The following is a 16,755-nucleotide window of genomic DNA, read 5'->3' as shown; positions in this document are numbered from 1 at the left end:
TCTGGTCCTGGCGGCGGCACTGGCCGCCGTCGGCCGGGGGCCCCGCTCGCCGGGCCCGCCGGCCGGGGTGGTGCTGCCCGACCGGGTGGGCGACTCGCCGGATTCCGTGCACTGACGTTGCAGAGCGCCCGGACGTCACCCGCTGGCGGAGCCGCCGAAGCGGGAGAGCAGCTCCAGCACGATCGTGGTCCTCACGGGAGGACCGAGCACCCGCTCGGCGACGGGGTGGGCCTGGGTGAGCAGCCGATGATGCGTTGCTCGGCCGGGTGGGATGCGGCAGGTGCAGCGCCCGGGCCTCCCGATCGAGGAGGACCGGTGCGCCGTCGCGGTGCGACCTGGGCGTGAGGTCGATCTCTTCGGGCCCCCACGTCGTGACGCACTCCTGGGTCAGCTGTCGATCGGCGCACGATGACCACCCCCGGTGGCCCGAACCGCATCGGCCGCCGCGGTGGTGCCCCGACGCCTCAGCGCGGGCCGGGGCTCGAAGAGGACCAGGGCCAGAGCCACGACGGTGAAGGCGGCACCCAGCAGGGGCACGCTCTGGACGCTCCACCCGTCGATCACCCGGCCACCGGAGAAGGCGCCGACGGCGATCCCGACGTTGAAGGCCATGCTGATCCCGGCCATCGCCAGGTCCGTGTTGCCCGGCGCGACCTGGAGCCCACCGTGGACGAGAGTGGCGTTCAGCGCCCCGAAGCAGCCGCCGGTCAACGCGATGGACGCCACGACCAGGACGGCTGAGCCACCGAGCGCCCACAGGCCCACCTGCGCGAGTCCGAGGCCGACCAGGGCCAGGGTGAGGCACTGCCTGGAGCGGCTGTCGAGGAACGTGCCGACCACCCAGGTGCCGACCACACCGGCCGCTCCGGAGACCGCCAACACCAGGCCGAGGCTGGACTCGGACATCCGGGCGTGGTCGAGCACGTACGGCGCGATGTAGGTCAGCACGGCCATGCCCCCCGCCACCGCGGCGCAGGTGGTGGCCAGCAGGAAGACGAACCGCGGCAGGCTCGGGGCGGTCCCACGGGCCGCCCCGCCGTCCTCGGGCGCGTGGGACGGGAGCAGGGCGAACACGGTGACGGCGACCGCGATGCTCAGACCACCCAGGACGGCGAAGGCCACGCGCCAGTCGGCATGCTGACCGATCCAGGTACCGAGCGGGACCCCCAGCACAGGGCCGAGCGAACTGCCGATCGACAGCCTCGCCACCATCCGCCCACGGATCTCTGGTGGGAACAGCCCCGTGGCCGCGGCTGCCGCCACCGACCAGAAGAGCGCGTGGGTCAGGCCCGAGAGGACCCGGGCAGCGACCAGCACCTCGAAGGTCGGGGCGAACGCGGCCAGCAGTGTGGCCGCGCTGAAGACGGCGAGCGTGGCGGTCAGCAGGCCGCGGCGGGGCGTCCGCATCGTGAGGCGGGTCAGCGGCAGGGAGAAGACCACGACGACGACCGCGTAGGCGGTCACCAGCTGTCCCGTCGTGGAGACCGACTCGCCCAGTCCCTCCGCGATGAGGGTGAGCATGCCGCTGGGCAGGGTCTCGGTCGTGACGAAGCAGAACGCGCCGGCGGCCAGGGCGGCCAGGGCCAAATCTGCGCGCCGTCGGGACACGAGCGGGGGCATGGCTCCGGGCGACCGGACGACGGGCGGCGGGCTGGTCATGACGGGGCTCCTTCGCCGGGTGCGAGGGTCATGGGGCACGACGCACTCGGCGCCGGGGGGCGCCAGCGCTCAGGCAGCGACGACCGAGCGCCGAGCCGCGCGCAACGCCTCGGCCCACCACAGGACCTGGTCGAGCATCGACGCGGCAGCCCGCTCATGCCGTTCGGGGTCGGGCAGGCGGCCGGCGTCGTCGAAGCGCTCCCAGACGCCGGGGAAGGCCACGGCGTCCCGGACCGTGACGACCTGGAGCTCGGCGAAGACCGGTCGCAGCTGCTCCACCGACCGGGAACCGCCTGCGAGCCCGCCGTAGGACACGAATCCCAGCGGCTTCGCCTGCCACTCGTCCACCACGGCGTCGATGGCGATCTTGAGATACCCGGGGTAGCCGTGGTTGTACTCGGGCGTGACGACCACGAAGGCGTCCGCCGCGGCGATGCGGGCGCACAACCGTCCGGTGTCACCCGAGCCGTCGAGCCCGACCGGGATCGAGAAGTCGGCCAGGTCGATCACGTCCAGGTCGATGCCGCCGTGCGCCTCGATGCGCTGCTGCACCCAGGCGGCGACGACGGGCCCGAACCTCTCGGCGCGGACGCTCCCGATGATGAGGCCGAGCCGGATGTCGGTTGCTGCAGCGTGCATGGTCGATGTCCCTGCGCTCGTGGTGACCCGGCGCTAGCTGGCGGCGGGGGCGGTGCTGGTCCGGATGACGACTTCGGTGGGGAGGGTGACTCGCGTCTGGCCGTACGTCGGGTCGACGAGCATCCGCGCCATGACCCGGCCCTTCTCCCGGACGGGCTGACGCACGGTCGTGAGGCCGGCGTCCTCGGCACGCGGGATGTCGTCGAAGCCGGTCACGGAGATCTCGGCGCCGACCTGGAGGCCCTGCGACCGGAGCGTGTCGATCACGCCCAACGCCAGGACGTCGGTGGTGGCGGCGATGACCGTGGGCTGCGCGCCTGCGGCGGCCGCGACCGCCAGCACGGCGGCGGCGGCCTTCCGGCCAGACTCCAGGGTGTTCGTCCCCGCCGACACCGGGGTCACCTCCGCCCCCGGTCCCAGACCGGCGCGCAGGCCCTCCAGACGCAGCCGGGCGTAGGGGAACAGCCGCGACTCGTCACGCACGCCGACCACGGGCTCGTCGTCGTCCATGCTGTCGATGATCACGGCGCAGCGCCGGTGCCCCAGCTCCCGGAGATGGCGGCCGACCTCGACGGCGGCACCTCGGTCGTCGACCAGGACGCAGGGGCTCCCGGTGTCGACCGTGCTGATGATCGGGATCCCGCGGTTGGCGAGGACGCGCAGCACGGGGTGCTCGGTGTCGACACCGTCGGCGATGGCGCCGTCGAGCACCGCCCGGCGGACGTTCTGCACCAGACGCATCTCCTCTGCGCGCGAGTGGCCCTTCGAGACGGAGTGCGGCCCCACCGGCATCAGCAGGACGTTCGTCCCGGTGGTCGTGGCGACCTCCGCCACGCCGGTGAGCAGTTCGGCGCAGTACGGGTCGGAGAACGCATAGGTCAGTTCCTGGGCGAACAGCACGCCGATCGAGCCGGCGCGACGACCCCGCAACGAGCTCGCACTGGGGTCGGGTCCCGAATAGCCCATCTGCTCGGCGAGCTCGAGGATGCGCTCGCGGAGCGCCTCCGAGAGCTGCTCGGGACGGTTGTAGGCGTTCGAGATCGTCGTGGGAGACACCCCCGCAGCTGCCGCCACGGCCCGCAGGCTGGGTCGTTGGACCATTCCGCACCCGCCCCCGGAGTCGTCGACTTGAACGTTCTACTGGGACGTTACAGTAATCCGGTCGACGGTCAAGGACCTCAGGCTCGAGCGGGTGTGCTGCCGAAGCGTCCGAGTCGCGAGTCCTCGTCCGTCACGACCACGAAGCCCCTCCCCTCGGCCGCGAGACGGCGCCTCTCCCCACGCAGGTCCCACAGCCGCCCACGTACACGCCGCCCGGCACGAGATGTCCCGGAGGCGCGGTCGCTCGACCCCCTGCGGTGTCACCGGCCGGACCGGGAGGACCTCACACCCGGCCCACTGCACCCACCGACCAACCGGGTGACGTGGGGGGACGACCCCACTGGAGGGTCGCGCGCCGAGCCAGCGGCTGCGAGCAACGACCCTCAGGCAGAGGCGCGGCGGACCAGATGGGTGCGGCAGACCCGGGACTCCGCCTGTTCGCCGACGCCCTCGATCTGGCGCAACAGCAGCTCGGTGAGCAGCGGCGTCATGTCGGTGAGCGGCTGGGCGACCGTGGTCAGTGGCGGGTCGCAGCGCTCGGCGACCGCGGCGTCGTCGAAGCCGACCACCGCGACGTCCTCGGGCACCCGCCGGCCGGCTTCACGCAGCGCGCGGAGCGCACCGACCGCCATCGGGTCCGAGGCGACGAACACCGCGTCCAGGTCGGGCGCGCGCTCGAGCAGCGCCGCCATCGCCCGCGCGCCGCCGACCTCGGTGAAGTCGCCCTCGGCGAGCAGGTCGGCGCGCACCTCCTGCCCGGCGGCCGCCAGGCCGGCCTGGTAGCCGGCCAGCCGGTCGACCCCGGCGATCATGTCCAGCGGGCCGGTGATGGTGGCGATCCGCCGGCGCCCCGAGGCCGCGAGGTAGGCCGCCGCCTCCCGCGCGCCGCCGCGGTTGTCGGCGTCGACGTAGGCCACCGCACGGTCGTCGAAGGGCCGGCCGCACAGCACCAGCGGGATGCCGGCCTCCTCGAGGATGTCCGGCAGCGGGTCGTCGCTGTGCACCGACATCAGGATCACGCCGTCCACGTGGCCCTGACGGGCGTACCGGCCGATCTTCTCCTGCTCCCGCTCGTCCTGGGCGGTGAGCAGCACCAGGTTCAGGTCGGTGTCGGCCAGCGTCGCCGACACCCCACGGACGATGCTGGCGAAGAACGGGTCGGAGAACACCTGGGTGTTCGGCTCGTTGAGCACCAGGGCGACCGTGTCGGTGCGCCGGGTCACCAGGCTGCGGGCCATCCGGTTGGGCACATAGCGCAGCTGTGCCACCGCCGACAGCACCGCCTGGCGGGCCTCGGGGCTGACCTTCGGCGAGTCGTTGACCACCCGGGAGACGGTGGCGCGCGAGACGCCGGCGAGCACGGCCACCTCGTCCAGCGTCGGCGACGCGGCGCGCGAGGTCGTGTCGGTCATGCGGTCTCCAGTGCTCGGGCGGTGCACACATGGTGCACCGTGAGAGCGCTCTCCGACAGCCCCTGGGCGTTACCCAGCTGTTACTTGACAGTCGCTTGTGGCCCAGACCACTCTGTGCGTCACGGCCGTGAGAGCGTTCTCACGCCCCCGGCGGACGGTGCATCGGAGCACCCGTCCCGGGAAGGACCCAGGAGGTCAGATGTTCCATTCCACGAGGAGCAGGGCGGCGTGGGGAGCGGCTCTGGCCGCGGTCCTGCTGACCGCCGGGTGCGGCGGTTCGGACGATGCGAGCGCCGACGCCGCCGACTACGACCCCGACGCCCCGGTCACCCTGACCGTCGGCACGTTCGGGACGATGGACTTCGACAACGCGGGGCTCTACGAGGAGTACATGGAGCTCCACCCGAACGTCACGATCGAGCAGAACAACGTCGCCCAGTCCGCCGCGTACTACAAGTCGCTGCAGACCCGGCTGGCCGCGAACTCCGGCCTCGACGACATCCAGGCCTTCGAGATCGGCTTCATCGCCGACGTCGTGCGCAACCACGCCGACGCGTTCGTCGACTTCGCCGCGGAGGAGAACGCCGACGAGCTCGAGGGCAACTTCTACGACTGGAAGTGGGGCCAGGCCTCCACTGCGGACGGCAAGACCATCGGCCTGGGCACGGACACCGGCCCGCAGGCCATGTGCTACCGCACGGACCTGTTCGAGCAGGCCGGGCTGCCCACCGAGCGCGCCCAGGTGGCCGAGCTGTGGCCGACCTGGGACGCGTACCTGGACACCGCGCGCCAGTACCAGTCCACGTCCGACGCTGCCTTCGTCGACAGCCCGGCGAGCATCTTCTCCTCCTCGGTCTACCAGGGCGAGGTCGCCTACAACGACGAGGAGGGCAACCCGATCCCCGAGGAGAGCGACGGCGTCGAGCGGGCGTGGGAGTACGCCAGCACGGCCGCCGACGAGGGCCTGACCGCCAACCTCAGCCAGTTCGGTGACGAGTGGAACGCCGCGTTCTCCAACGGCGCCTTCGCCACCATCGCCTGCCCGGCCTGGATGCTCGGCTACATCAACTCCCAGATGGGTGACGCCGGCGCCGGGCTCTGGGACATCGCGCCGCTGCCGGGTTCCGACGAGAGCGCCAGCAACTGGGGCGGCTCGTTCCTCGGCGTCCCGGCCGGCGGAGAGAACGTCGAGGCCGCCAAGGACCTGGCCGAGTGGCTGACCGCCCCGGAGCAGCAGGTCAAGATGTTCACCGACGCCGCGCACTTCCCCTCCAGCCCGCAGGCTGCGGAGGACCCCGGGGTCATGGACGCGACCAACGAGTACTTCAGCGGCGCCCCGACCGGCGAGATCTTCGGTGAGTCCGCGGCGAACATCCAGCGCACCCCGATCGGCCCGTACGACACGCAGATCCAGGAGGCGTTCACCACGGCGCTGACCGACATCGCCTCCGGCGGTGCGACCCCCGACGAGGGTTGGGAGAACGCGCTGAAGGCGGCTCGCCAGGCCACCGGCGGCTGACCCCAGGTCACGCAGCCGCCGACCGGACGCGGTGCCCGGGGGCGTCGAACGCCCCCGGGCACCTGCCCGGTCCGCCGTCCCGGCCCGCTCGAGCCCCCGGGACCCGTCCGGCCCGATCCGCGCACCCGATCCGTCGAGGACCCTGCATGACCATCGCCAGTGGCACCGTCCGTGAGGCGGCGATCGCCGCGCCAGCACCAGACCGGACCGAGCTCCCCGGCCGCCCCCGCAAGCGCCGCCAGCTGACCCGCAACCGCTGGGGCTACGCCTACGTCGCACCGTTCTTCCTGGTGTTCGGGGCGTTCAGCCTCTACCCGTTCATGTACACCGCCTGGGTCTCGCTGCACGAGACCAGCCTGTCGAACATCAACGGCGGCACCTGGGTCGGGCTGGAGAACTACCGGGAGCTGCTGCAGAGCGAGTTCTTCTGGAACGCCGCCCGCAACACCCTGACCATCGGCATCCTGGCGACGGTCCCCCAGCTGTGCATGGCCCTGGGGCTGGCCCACCTGCTGAACTACAAGCTCCGCGGCCGCACCTTCTTCCGCACCGTGATGCTGATGCCGTACGCGACCAGCATCGCCGCCGCGACCCTGGTCTTCTCCCAGCTCTTCGGCCGCGACTACGGGCTGATCAACACCATGCTGGAGGCCGTCGGCCTGAACCGGATCGACTGGGAGTCCGGGACGGTCAGCAGCCAGGTCGCCATCGCGGTGATCGTCACCTGGCGTTGGACCGGCTACAACGCGCTCATCTACCTGGCCGCGATGCAGTCGATCCCCGGGGAGCTCTACGAGGCCGCGGAGATCGACGGCGCGAGCAAGTGGAAGCAGTTCCTCAACGTGACGATCCCGTCGCTGCGCCCGACGATCCTGTTCACCATCGTCGTGTCGACCATCGGCGCGGTCCAGCTGTTCGGTGAGCCGCTGCTGTTCGCCGGCAACGGCACCACCTCCGGCGGCGCCTCCGGGCAGTACCAGACGCTCGGCCTGCTGATGTACCAGCAGGGCTGGAGCAACTTCCACATCGGGCAGGCAGCCACCACCGCCTGGGCGATGTTCATGATCATCCTGGTGATCGTGGGGGTCAACGCCGTCATCGGCCGCCTCCGCGCCCGGGCCGACCGGTAGGAGACCGGCATGGCGACCCTCGCTCCCCCCGTACCCGATGCCGGCCGGGACCCCTCCCCCGCCGCACCCGCCGCCCGCCGCCGGCACCGGGGCGGCAGCAAGGCCGGCAGGCCCGGCCCGGTCACCTACACGATGCTCACCCTCGTGGCACTGGTGTCGATCTTCCCGCTCTACTGGACCCTGGTCGCGGGGTCGCACACCAACGCCGAGATCGCCGCCACCCCGCCGCCGTTCCTGCCGAACGCCAGCCTGTTCGAGAACTTCCAGCTGGCTCTCGAGCAGGCGCCGATCGGCAAGGCGATCCTCAACTCGGTGCTGGTCTCCGGCGCCATCACCGTGGGCACCGTGCTGTTCTGCACGCTGGCCGGGTTCGCCTTCGCCAAGCTCGCGTTCCGCGGCAAGGGCGTGCTCCTCGCCCTGGTGATCGGCACGATGATGGTGCCGACCCAGCTCTCGGTGATCCCGCTGTTCATGATGATCGCCGAGCTCCAGTGGGTGAACCAGCTGCAGGCGGTCATCCTCCCCACGCTGGTGAGCGCCTTCGGCGTCTTCTTCATGCGGCAGTACCTGATCTCCGCGCTGCCCAACGAGCTGCTGGAGGCCGGCCGGGTCGACGGCGCCTCGACGTTCCGGATCTTCTGGTCGATCGTCGTCCCGGTCGCCCGGCCCGCGATGGCCGTGCTGGCGATGCTGACCTTCCTCACCGCCTGGAACGAGTTCTTCTGGCCGCTCATCGCGCTGACCACCGCGAACCCCACCGTGCAGGTGGCCCTGGCGGGGCTCGGCTCCGGCTACGTGCCGCAGCGCTCGGTGATCATGGCCGGCACCCTGCTCGGCACCCTGCCGGTGCTCATCGTCTTCACGATCCTGGGCAAGCAGATCGTCGGCGGCATCATGCAGGGCGCGGTGAAGGGATGACCCGCTGCGCCCACCCCACCCCCCTCCCTTCTCCGAGAGGTTCTTGACCATGGCCACCGTCTCCTTCCAGCAGGCCAGCCGGATCTACCCCAAGGCCGAGCGGCCGGCGGTGGACTCGCTGGACCTGCAGATCGCCGACGGGGAGTTCCTCGTCCTGGTCGGCCCGTCCGGGTGCGGGAAGTCCACCTCGCTGCGGATGCTCGCCGGGCTGGAGGAGGTGGACTCCGGGGCGATCGTGATCGGTGACCGGGACGTCACCGACTCCCCGCCCAAGGACCGCGACATCGCCATGGTGTTCCAGAACTACGCCCTCTACCCGCACATGACGGTGGAGGAGAACATGGGCTTCGCCCTCAAGCTAGCCGGCATCGGCAAGGACGAACGGGCCACCCGGGTGCGGGAGGCAGCCAAGATCCTGGACCTGGAGCCCTACCTGTCCCGCCGGCCCAAGGCACTGTCGGGTGGCCAGCGGCAGCGGGTGGCGATGGGCCGGGCGATCGTGCGCAACCCGCAGGTCTTCCTGATGGACGAGCCGCTGTCCAACCTCGACGCCAAGCTGCGGGTGCAGACCCGCACCCAGATCGCGGCCCTGCAGCGCCGGCTGGGCACCACCACCGTCTACGTCACCCACGACCAGGTCGAGGCGATGACCATGGGCGACCGCGTGGCGGTGCTCAAGGACGGCGTCCTGCAGCAGTGCGACACCCCCGGCGCGCTCTACGACCGCCCGGCCAACGTGTTCGTCGCCGGGTTCATCGGCTCCCCGGCGATGAACCTGGTCACCGGCTCCGCCATCGACGGCGGCGTGCAGGTCGGCGGCGCCGTGCTGCCGGTGCCGCGCGAGCAGCTCACCCGCGCCGCGGCGAGCAACGGCAAGGTCACCGTCGGGTTCCGCCCCGAGGCCGTGCGCCTGGCCGGCACCGGGGAGGGCCTGCCGGTCCGGGTCGAGGTGGTCGAGCAGCTGGGCTCGGACGCCTTCCTCTACACCTCCCTGGCCGACGCCCCCGACGACGTCCTGCACTCCGCCGACCTCGTCGTCCGCACCGAACCCCGCACCCCGGTCACCACCGGCCAGCAGCTCTGGCTGAGCGCCGACCGAGGTGCCCTGCACGTCTTCGACGCCCAGACTCAACAGCGGGTCGACTGACGAAGGACCCCCTGCCCCCGCCCCTGCAGGGGGCCGAAGCACCTCCCGCGCGACCCGGTCCCGGCCGCGCCGGTCAGCCACGCACCAGACCACCCGAGCTAGGAGCAGCACCGCCATGACCTCCACCGACGTGCGCCCGGACACCGCCTCCGGGCTGTCCTTCCCGCCCGGTTTCACCTTCGGCGCCGCCACCGCCGCCTACCAGATCGAGGGCGCGTTCGACGTCGACGGCCGGGGGCCCTCGATCTGGGACACCTTCAGCCACACCCCGGGCAAGACCCACCTGGGCCACACCGGCGACGTCGCCGTCGAGCACTACGTCCGCTACCCGCAGGACGTGGCGCTGATGAAGGACCTCGGCCTGGACGCCTACCGGTTCTCCGTCTCCTGGCCGCGGGTGCTCCCGGCCGGGGCCGGCGCGGTCGAGCAGCGCGGGCTGGACTTCTACCGCCGGCTGGTCGACGAGCTGCTCGAGGCCGGCATCGCGCCGTGGCTGACGCTGTACCACTGGGACCTGCCGCAGGCGCTGCAGGACCAGGGCGGTTGGACCGACCGGGACACCGCCTACCGCTTCGCCGAGTACGCCGGCGTGGTCTACGACGCCCTGGGTGACCGGGTGCCGCACTGGTCGACGCTGAACGAGCCGATGTGCAGCTCGCTGCTGGGCTACATGGCCGGCCAGCACGCCCCCGGCCACCAGGACCCGGTCGAGGCCTCCCGCGCGGTGCACCACCTGCTGCTCGGCCACGGCCTGGCCACCCAGGTGATGCGCGACAAGGGCGCCGACCACCTGGGCATCACGCTGAACTTCACCCCGATGAAGCCGGCCACCGACTCCGCCGCCGACGTCGACGCCGCCCGCCGGCTCGACGGCCAGCAGAACCGGATGTTCCTGGTGCCGATCGCCACCGGCGAGTACCCGGCCGACGTCGTCGACGACCTGGCCGCGGCCGGGGCGCCGCTGCCGGTGCAGGACGGCGACCTGGAGATCATCTCCACGCCCGTCGACTGGCTGGGCATCAACTACTACTTCCAGTCCACCGTGCGCGCGCTCAGCGAGCCCAGCGGCAAGCACCCCACCTTCATCGGCGCGGAGCTGGTCGAGGACCTGCCGCCGGAGGGCACCACCACCACGATGGGCTGGGGCATCAACCCCGAGGCGTTCACCGAGCTGCTGACCTGGATCAGCGGCGTTGCGCCGGGCCTGCCGATGTTCATCACCGAGAACGGCTCGGCCTGGCCGGACCAGGTCTCCGCCGACGGGCAGGTGCACGACCCCGAGCGGGTCGACTACCTGCTGCGGCACCTGGCCGCGATGACCGAGGCGATGGACGCCGGCGCCGACGTGCGCGGGTACTTCGCCTGGTCGCTGCTGGACAACTACGAGTGGGCCCGCGGCTACGACCAGCGCTTCGGCATCGTGCACGTCGACTACGAGACCCAGGTGCGGACGCCGAAGGACAGCGCCCGCACCTACGCCGACGTCATCCGCAGCGCCAAGGACGGCGTGTGACGGAGACGTCCCCCAGCGCCGACCTCGCGGGACGCCGGGTGCTGCTCACCGGCGCCTCCCGCGGGGTCGGCGCGGCCGTCGCCCGGCAGCTGGTCGCCGCCGGCGCGGACGTGCTCGGCACCGCCCGGGACGCGGCGGCCCTCGACCGGCTGGCCACGGAGCTGACCGGCGGGGCCGGCTCGTTCACGTCCGTGGTCGCCGAGCTCACCGACGACACGACGCCCGCGCGGCTGGCCGAGGCGGTCGGGCAGCGGTGGGGTGCCCTGGACGTGCTGCTGAACAACGCCGGGGTGATGCTGGCCCGCGACGCCCGCTTCGAGGACGAGCCGGCCGGGACGCTCGAGGAGAGCCTGCTGGTCAACTGCGTCGTCCCGCACCGGCTGGTGCTGGCGCTGCTGCCCGCCCTGCGCAAGGGCACCGACCCGCGGGTGGTGCACGTGAGCTCCGGCGCGGGCACCACCGAGCTGATCCGGGACGCCGGGATCGGCAGCTACCGGGTGAGCAAGTGGGCGCTCAACGGGCTGGTGCTCATGCAGGCCGCCCAGCTCGCCGGCGAGGTGGCGGTCAACGCCCTCGACCCCGGCTGGGTGCGCACCGACCTCGGTGGCGACGAGGCGCCGGGCACCCCGGAGCAGAGCGCGGCCGGCGCGCTGGCGCTGCTGCGCGAGCCGCCGACGGTGACCGGCCGGATCTTCAAGGACGGCGCCGAGATCTCGTTCTGACCACCGCTCGAGCCCTGGCCTGCACCTCGGGCCAGGGCTCGAGCCGTCCAGGAGGTCCCCAGTGCTCGACCCGGACACCCGCCGGCGCGTGCTCGACTGCCTGCTGGTGAGCCAGCGCCACTCCTGGGACCAGGGCCTCACCGCCGCCGTGCTGGCCGACGCCGGCGCGACCGGCCCGCTGCGCGCGCTGGTCGACGACGCGGTCGCCCGGCAGCGGGCCGACGGGCGGCTGGCCGAGCTGGACCCGGTGTGCGCGGTGAACAGCGGCGCGGTCGGCGAGTTCGTGCACGACCTCGCCGTCCGCGCCGGCGACCCGGTGCTGACCGCGGCGGCGGCCGGCCAACGAGCCTGGCTCACCAGCGGGGCGCCCCGGGCCGCGGACGGCACGCTGTTCCACCTGCTCGGCAGCCGGCAGGTCTGGGCCGACACCGTGTACATGGCGGTGCCGTTCCTGGCGGCGGTCGGCGAGCCGGCCGCCGCGCTCGCCCAGCTCGCCGGCCACCGGGCCCGGCTGCGCGACCCCGGCACCGGTTTGTGGGCGGCACGGTGGGACGAGGACGCCGGCGCCCTCGCCGACGCCCGCCCCTGGGGCACCGGCAACGGCTGGGTCGCCGCCGGCGCCGCCCGTGCGGTCGGCCGGCTCACCGGGGACGCCGCCGACGCCGTGGCCGCCCAGGTGCGCGAGCTGCTGGACGCCTGCCTGGTGCACCGCCGTCCGGACGGGCTGTTCGGCGACGTGCTCGACGACCCGGCCGGGCCGGCGGACACCGACGTGGCCGCGATGCTGGCCACCGCGGCGCTGACCGGAGCGGCCGAGGGGTGGCTGCCGCCGTCCTACGGCACGACGGGCGAGTCGCTGCTGGCAGCGGTGGTCGACCGGGTGGACGACCTCGGCCGGGTCACCGGCGCCAGCGCCGCGCCGCACTTCGACCGGCCGGGGCACTCCCCCGAGGCCCAGGCCTTCCTCCTCCTCGCCGACGCCGCCCACCGCCGCTGGCGCGCCCCCTGACCGCACCACCCCGGGTCACCTGAGCGGCCATGTTGGCCAACATGGCCGCCCAGGCCCCCTTGCAGGGGCCCGCCCCGAGCCCGGGAGGGGTGGGGGGCAAGGGGGTCCTTCGTCAGTCGGCGTCGCGGAGGGCCTGGAGCTGGGTGCGGCGGGTGGCCTGCTCGTCCGGGTCGGGCACCGGCAGGGAGGCGAGCAGCCGCTGCGTGTAGGGGTGCTTCGGCGCACCGAGCACCTCGGCGCCGGTGCCCTCCTCGACCAGCCGGCCGCGGTAGAGCACCGCGATCCGGTCGGCGAGCAGGTCGACGACGGCGAGGTCGTGGCTGATGAACAGCGCCGCGAACCCCAGCTCCCGCTGCAGCTCGTCGAAGAGCTCCAGCACCCGGGCCTGCACCGAGACGTCCAGCGCCGAGGTCGGCTCGTCGGCGATGAGCAGCTCGGGCTCCAGCGCCAGCCCGCGGGCCAGGCTGGCGCGCTGCCGCTGACCACCGGAGAGCTCGTGCGGGAACCGGTCGCCGAAGGCCTTGGGCAGCTGCACCGCCTCCAGCAGCTCGTCGACCCGGGCCCGCGCCGCGGCCGGGTCCTTGGCGCGCTTGTGCACCACCAGCGGCTCGGCCACCGCCTCGGCGATGGTGAGCAGCGGGTTGAAGCTGGACGCTGGGTCCTGGAAGACGAAACCGATCCGCTCCCGCACCGGCCGGAAGGTGCGCTCCTTCATGCCGTTCATCTCGGTGCCGAGCACCTGCAGCGACCCGCCGCCGACCTTGGTCAGCCCGGCGATGGCCCGGCCGATCGTGGTCTTGCCACTGCCGGACTCCCCCACCAGGCCGAGCACCTCACCGGGCCGGATGGCGAAGCTGACCCCGTCGACGGCGACGAAGTCCGGCTGGCGCAGCCGGCCGGGGTAGACGATCCGCAGGTCGCGGGCCTCGACCACCGGGGTGGCCTCCGCCCACCCGGCCTTCCGGCCGGCCGCCCGCTCCCGGGTGCGCGCCACGCCCTGCCCCAGCCGCGGGACGGCGCCGAGCAGCTGCTTGGTGTAGTCGTCCTGCGGCGCGGAGAACAGCGTGCGGACGTCGGCCTGCTCGACGATCCGCCCCTGGTACATGACCGCGACCCGGTCGGCGAGGTCGGCGACCACGCCCATGTTGTGCGTGATCAGCACGATCGCGGCGCCGAACTCGTCCCGGCAGCGGCGCAGCAGGTCGAGGATCTCGGCCTGCACCGTGACGTCGAGGGCCGTCGTCGGCTCGTCGGCGATGATCACGCCGGGGTCGAGCACGAGCGCCTGGGCGATGACGATGCGCTGCTTCTGCCCGCCGGAGAACTGGTGCGGGTAGTGGTCGACGCGCTCCTCCGGGTCGGGGATGCCGACCCGGCGCAGCACGTCGATCGCCTTGACTCGCGCCTCCTTCTTGCTGAGCTTCCCGTGCGCCCGCAGCCCCTCGGCGATCTGCCAGCCGACCGGGTAGACCGGGTTCAGCGAGGTCGAGGGCTCCTGGAACACCATGGCGGCGTCCTGCCCGCGCACCTCGCGCAGCTGCGACCCGCGCAACGGGACGACGTCGTGCTCGTCCGTGCCGTCCTTGCTGCTGAGCACCACCGCGCCCCGCACCCGCGCGGTCTCCGGGAGCAGGCCGAGGATGCTGCGCGCGGTGACGGTCTTGCCGCTGCCGCTCTCCCCGACGATGGCCAGCACCTCACCGGCCTGCACCTGCAGGCTGACGTCCTTGACCGCGGCGACGCTGCCGGCGTCCGTGGCGAAGGTGACCTGCAGGTCCTTGATGTCGACGACGCTCATGCTCGGGTACCTCCGGTGTGCGGGGCGCCGACCCCGTCGGGGCCGCTGAGGGTGCCACCGGGCACGGCCGACACCTCGGGAGTGCCCGCTGGGGCGTCCTCGACCTCGTCCTCCGGGACGTCGGCGGCCCGGCGGCGGGTGCGCAGCCGGGGGTCGGCCAGGTCGTTGAGGCTCTCCCCGACCAGGGTCAGGCCCAGCACGGTGAGCACGATCGCGGCGCCGGGGAAGACCGACGTCCACCAGATGCCGCTGGAGACGTCGGACAGCGACCGGTTGAGGTCGTAGCCCCACTCGGCCGCGGCGGTGGGCTGGATGCCGAAGCCGAGGAAGCCCAGCCCGGCGAGGGTGAGGATCGCCTCGGAGGCGTTCAGCGTGAGGATCAGCGGCAGCGTGCGGGTGGCGTTGCGCAGCACGTGCCGGGTCATGATCCGCCGGTTGCTCGCGCCGATCACCTTGGCCGACTCGACGAACGCCTCGGCCTTGATCCGCACCGTCTCGGCCCGCACCACCCGGAAGTACTGCGGGATGAAGACCACGGTGATCGAGATCGCCGCGGCGAAGATGCCGCCCCACAGCCGGGACTGGCCGCCGCTGATCACGATGGCGACGACGATGGCCAGCAGCAGCGTCGGGAAGGCGTAGACGGCGTCGGCGATGACCACGAGGACGCGGTCCAGCCAGCCGCCGAAGTAGCCGGAGACCAGGCCGAGGAGCACGCCCAGCACGATCGACAACAGCACCGCGATGACGATCACGTACAGCGCGGTGCGCGAGCCCCAGATCACCCGGGACAGCACGTCGTAGCCACCGACCGTGGTGCCCAGCCAGTGCTCGGCCGAGGGCGACTGCTGGGCCCCGAAGGTGCCCTCGGCGTCGCGCAGCTGGCCGTACTCGTAGGGGGCCAGCAGGGGCGCGAACACCGCGGTGAGCACGAAGACGCCCATCAGCACGAGGCCGGCGATGAGCATGCCGCGCTGCAGGCCGACGCTCTGCCGCAGCTGGTGCACCACCGGCAGCCGGCGCCAGGAGCGCCGCCGTCCGGCCTGTTCAGGAGTGGTGACAGCGGTCGCCATGGTCAGTACCTCACCCGGGGGTCGATGAGCGCCGCGATGACGTCGACGATGAAGTTGGTGACGGCGACGATGACGGCGAGCAGGGCCACGATCCCCTGCACCGCCACGAAGTCACGCGCCTGCAGGTACTGCGAGAGCTGGAAGCCCAGGCCGCGCCACTCGAAGGTGGTCTCGGTGAGCACCGCGCCCACCAGCAGCAGGGCGATCTGCAGGCCGATGACGGTGATGATCGGGATCAGCGCCGGCCGGTAGGCGTGCTTGCGCAGCAGCCGGGACTCGGCGACGCCGCGGGAGCGGGCTGCCTCGACGTAGCCGGTGCCCAGCGTGCCGATGACGTTGGTGCGCACCAGCCGGAGGAACACCCCGGCGGTGAGCAGGCCGAGTGCGATCGACGGCAGGATGGCGTGCTGCAGCACGTCGCTGACGACCTCGCCGTTGCCGGTCTGGATCGCGTCGATGAGGGCGATGCCGGTGGGGTTGTCCACGCTCTGCAGCTGGATCTCGGCGATGGTGGAGGCGCGGCCGGCGACCGGCAGCCAGTCCAGCCAGACCGAGAAGATCAGCTTGAGCAGCAGACCGGCGAAGAAGACCGGGGTGGCGTAGCAGAGGATCGCGAAGACCCGCAGCAGCGCGTCCGGCGTCCGGTCGCGGAAGTAGGCGGCGATCATGCCCAGCGGGATGCCGATGATGAACGCGACGATCAGCGCGTAGACCGACAGCTCGAGGGTCGCCGCACCGAAGGTGGTGAGCACCTCACTGACCGGCCGGCGGTCGCTGAGCGTGGTGCCGAAGTCGCCCTGCAGCAGGTTGCCCAGGTAGTCCAGGTACTGGGCGAAGAGCGGGCGGTCGTAGCCGGCCTCGCGGATCCGCTCGGCCAGCTGGTCGGCGGGCAGCCGGCCACCGAGCGCGGCGGTGATCGGGTCACCGGTGGCGCGCATCAGGAAGAAGACGGTCGTCACCAGGATGAAGATCGTCGGGAAGATCAGCAGGAAGCGGATGAGGACGTAGCTGCCCAGCCCGCCACCCCCGCTGCGGCGCTTGCGAGCCGGGGTCGCCTCGCCGGCGGGCTCGGTGGAGCCGGTGGTGGGCTCCGTGGTCGTGGTGGTCATCGCTCC

Annotated in this window: 14 protein-coding genes; 7 read left to right on the top strand and 7 right to left on the bottom strand. The window is 72.5% G+C overall.

The annotated features are described in order from the left end of the window. Positions 1–387 precede the first annotated feature (387 nt). The 4 genes from Q1A09_RS12040 to Q1A09_RS12025 form a co-directional block, all read right to left on the bottom strand. Positions 388–1,659 (bottom strand): MFS transporter, encoded by a 1,272-nt coding sequence (locus Q1A09_RS12040; RefSeq protein ID WP_299955199.1) that lies wholly within the window; start codon positions 1,657–1,659, stop codon positions 388–390. Positions 1,660–1,728: 69 nt separating this feature from the next. Further along, positions 1,729–2,298: an NADPH-dependent FMN reductase gene (locus Q1A09_RS12035; protein ID WP_299955197.1), complete on the bottom strand. Its 570-nt coding sequence runs from the start codon at positions 2,296–2,298 to the stop codon at positions 1,729–1,731. Between the two features lie 33 nt (positions 2,299–2,331). Further along, positions 2,332–3,372, bottom strand: coding sequence for a LacI family DNA-binding transcriptional regulator (locus tag Q1A09_RS12030; protein WP_299955195.1), 1,041 nt, complete (start codon positions 3,370–3,372; stop codon positions 2,332–2,334). A gap of 410 nt (positions 3,373–3,782) precedes the next feature. Next, positions 3,783–4,811: a LacI family DNA-binding transcriptional regulator gene (locus Q1A09_RS12025; RefSeq protein ID WP_299955193.1), complete on the bottom strand. Its 1,029-nt coding sequence runs from the start codon at positions 4,809–4,811 to the stop codon at positions 3,783–3,785. A gap of 199 nt (positions 4,812–5,010) precedes the next feature. On the opposite strand from Q1A09_RS12025, the gene Q1A09_RS12020 reads away from it, so the two are divergent. From Q1A09_RS12020 to Q1A09_RS11990, 7 genes are all read left to right on the top strand, one after another. Then, positions 5,011–6,330, top strand: coding sequence for an ABC transporter substrate-binding protein (locus Q1A09_RS12020; RefSeq protein WP_299955191.1), 1,320 nt, complete (start codon positions 5,011–5,013; stop codon positions 6,328–6,330). 146 nt (positions 6,331–6,476) lie between these two features. Continuing rightward, entirely contained in the window at positions 6,477–7,460 is a 984-nt protein-coding gene (locus Q1A09_RS12015) for a carbohydrate ABC transporter permease (RefSeq protein ID WP_299955190.1), read from the top strand. A 9-nt stretch (positions 7,461–7,469) separates the two neighbouring features. After that, positions 7,470–8,378 (top strand): carbohydrate ABC transporter permease, encoded by a 909-nt coding sequence (locus Q1A09_RS12010; RefSeq protein WP_299955188.1) that lies wholly within the window; start codon positions 7,470–7,472, stop codon positions 8,376–8,378. A gap of 49 nt (positions 8,379–8,427) precedes the next feature. Beyond that, the gene (gene ugpC / locus Q1A09_RS12005; RefSeq protein ID WP_299955185.1) at positions 8,428–9,525 is read left to right on the top strand and encodes an ABC transporter ATP-binding protein; all 1,098 of its coding nucleotides are present in this window, start codon (positions 8,428–8,430) and stop codon (positions 9,523–9,525) included. A gap of 115 nt (positions 9,526–9,640) precedes the next feature. Beyond that, positions 9,641–11,038: a GH1 family beta-glucosidase gene (locus Q1A09_RS12000; RefSeq protein WP_299955182.1), complete on the top strand. Its 1,398-nt coding sequence runs from the start codon at positions 9,641–9,643 to the stop codon at positions 11,036–11,038. Beyond that, positions 11,035–11,760 carry an SDR family oxidoreductase gene (locus Q1A09_RS11995; RefSeq protein ID WP_299955179.1) on the top strand — a complete coding sequence of 242 codons (726 nt, stop codon included), beginning with the start codon at positions 11,035–11,037 and terminating at the stop codon, positions 11,758–11,760. The genes Q1A09_RS12000 and Q1A09_RS11995 overlap by 4 nt, the downstream gene beginning before the upstream one ends. 61 nt (positions 11,761–11,821) lie before the next feature. Further along, positions 11,822–12,769 carry a glycoside hydrolase family 88 protein gene (locus tag Q1A09_RS11990; RefSeq protein WP_299955176.1) on the top strand — a complete coding sequence of 316 codons (948 nt, stop codon included), beginning with the start codon at positions 11,822–11,824 and terminating at the stop codon, positions 12,767–12,769. Between the two features lie 112 nt (positions 12,770–12,881). Here Q1A09_RS11990 and Q1A09_RS11985 read toward each other — a convergent pair whose 3' ends face one another. The 3 genes from Q1A09_RS11985 to Q1A09_RS11975 are packed head-to-tail and all read right to left on the bottom strand — an operon-like array spanning position 12,882 to position 16,749. Then, positions 12,882–14,567: an ABC transporter ATP-binding protein gene (locus Q1A09_RS11985; RefSeq protein WP_299955173.1), complete on the bottom strand. Its 1,686-nt coding sequence runs from the start codon at positions 14,565–14,567 to the stop codon at positions 12,882–12,884. After that, complete coding sequence (locus tag Q1A09_RS11980) at positions 14,564–15,640, bottom strand: ABC transporter permease (RefSeq protein ID WP_299955170.1); 1,077 nt, start codon at positions 15,638–15,640, stop codon at positions 14,564–14,566. Before Q1A09_RS11980 ends, Q1A09_RS11985 begins: the two co-directional genes overlap by 4 nt. Before the next feature lie 2 nt (positions 15,641–15,642). Beyond that, a complete protein-coding gene (locus Q1A09_RS11975; RefSeq protein ID WP_299955167.1) occupies positions 15,643–16,749 on the bottom strand; it encodes an ABC transporter permease in 1,107 nt (368 codons plus the stop codon). Positions 16,750–16,755 lie beyond the last annotated feature (6 nt).

It is taken from the genome of uncultured Modestobacter sp., from assembly GCF_947486615.1.
Classification (GTDB): Bacteria; Actinomycetota; Actinomycetes; order Mycobacteriales; family Geodermatophilaceae; genus Modestobacter.
This window is presented reverse-complemented; position numbering and strand designations above follow the sequence as displayed.

What these genes read in the sequence shown, in the direction of transcription:
- Q1A09_RS12040 (WP_299955199.1), bottom strand. Translation starts at nt 1,659, where the DNA reads ATGACCAGCCCGCCGCCCGTCGTCCGGTCGCCCGGAGCCATGCCCCCG.
- Q1A09_RS12035 (WP_299955197.1), bottom strand. Translation starts at nt 2,298, where the DNA reads ATGCACGCTGCAGCAACCGACATCCGGCTCGGCCTCATCATCGGGAGC.
- Q1A09_RS12025 (WP_299955193.1), bottom strand. Translation starts at nt 4,811, where the DNA reads ATGACCGACACGACCTCGCGCGCCGCGTCGCCGACGCTGGACGAGGTG.
- Q1A09_RS12020 (WP_299955191.1), top strand. Translation starts at nt 5,011, where the DNA reads ATGTTCCATTCCACGAGGAGCAGGGCGGCGTGGGGAGCGGCTCTGGCC.
- Q1A09_RS12015 (WP_299955190.1), top strand. Translation starts at nt 6,477, where the DNA reads ATGACCATCGCCAGTGGCACCGTCCGTGAGGCGGCGATCGCCGCGCCA.
- Q1A09_RS12010 (WP_299955188.1), top strand. Translation starts at nt 7,470, where the DNA reads ATGGCGACCCTCGCTCCCCCCGTACCCGATGCCGGCCGGGACCCCTCC.
- ugpC (WP_299955185.1), top strand. Translation starts at nt 8,428, where the DNA reads ATGGCCACCGTCTCCTTCCAGCAGGCCAGCCGGATCTACCCCAAGGCC.
- Q1A09_RS12000 (WP_299955182.1), top strand. Translation starts at nt 9,641, where the DNA reads ATGACCTCCACCGACGTGCGCCCGGACACCGCCTCCGGGCTGTCCTTC.
- Q1A09_RS11985 (WP_299955173.1), bottom strand. Translation starts at nt 14,567, where the DNA reads ATGAGCGTCGTCGACATCAAGGACCTGCAGGTCACCTTCGCCACGGAC.
- Q1A09_RS11980 (WP_299955170.1), bottom strand. Translation starts at nt 15,640, where the DNA reads ATGGCGACCGCTGTCACCACTCCTGAACAGGCCGGACGGCGGCGCTCC.
- Q1A09_RS11975 (WP_299955167.1), bottom strand. Translation starts at nt 16,749, where the DNA reads ATGACCACCACGACCACGGAGCCCACCACCGGCTCCACCGAGCCCGCC.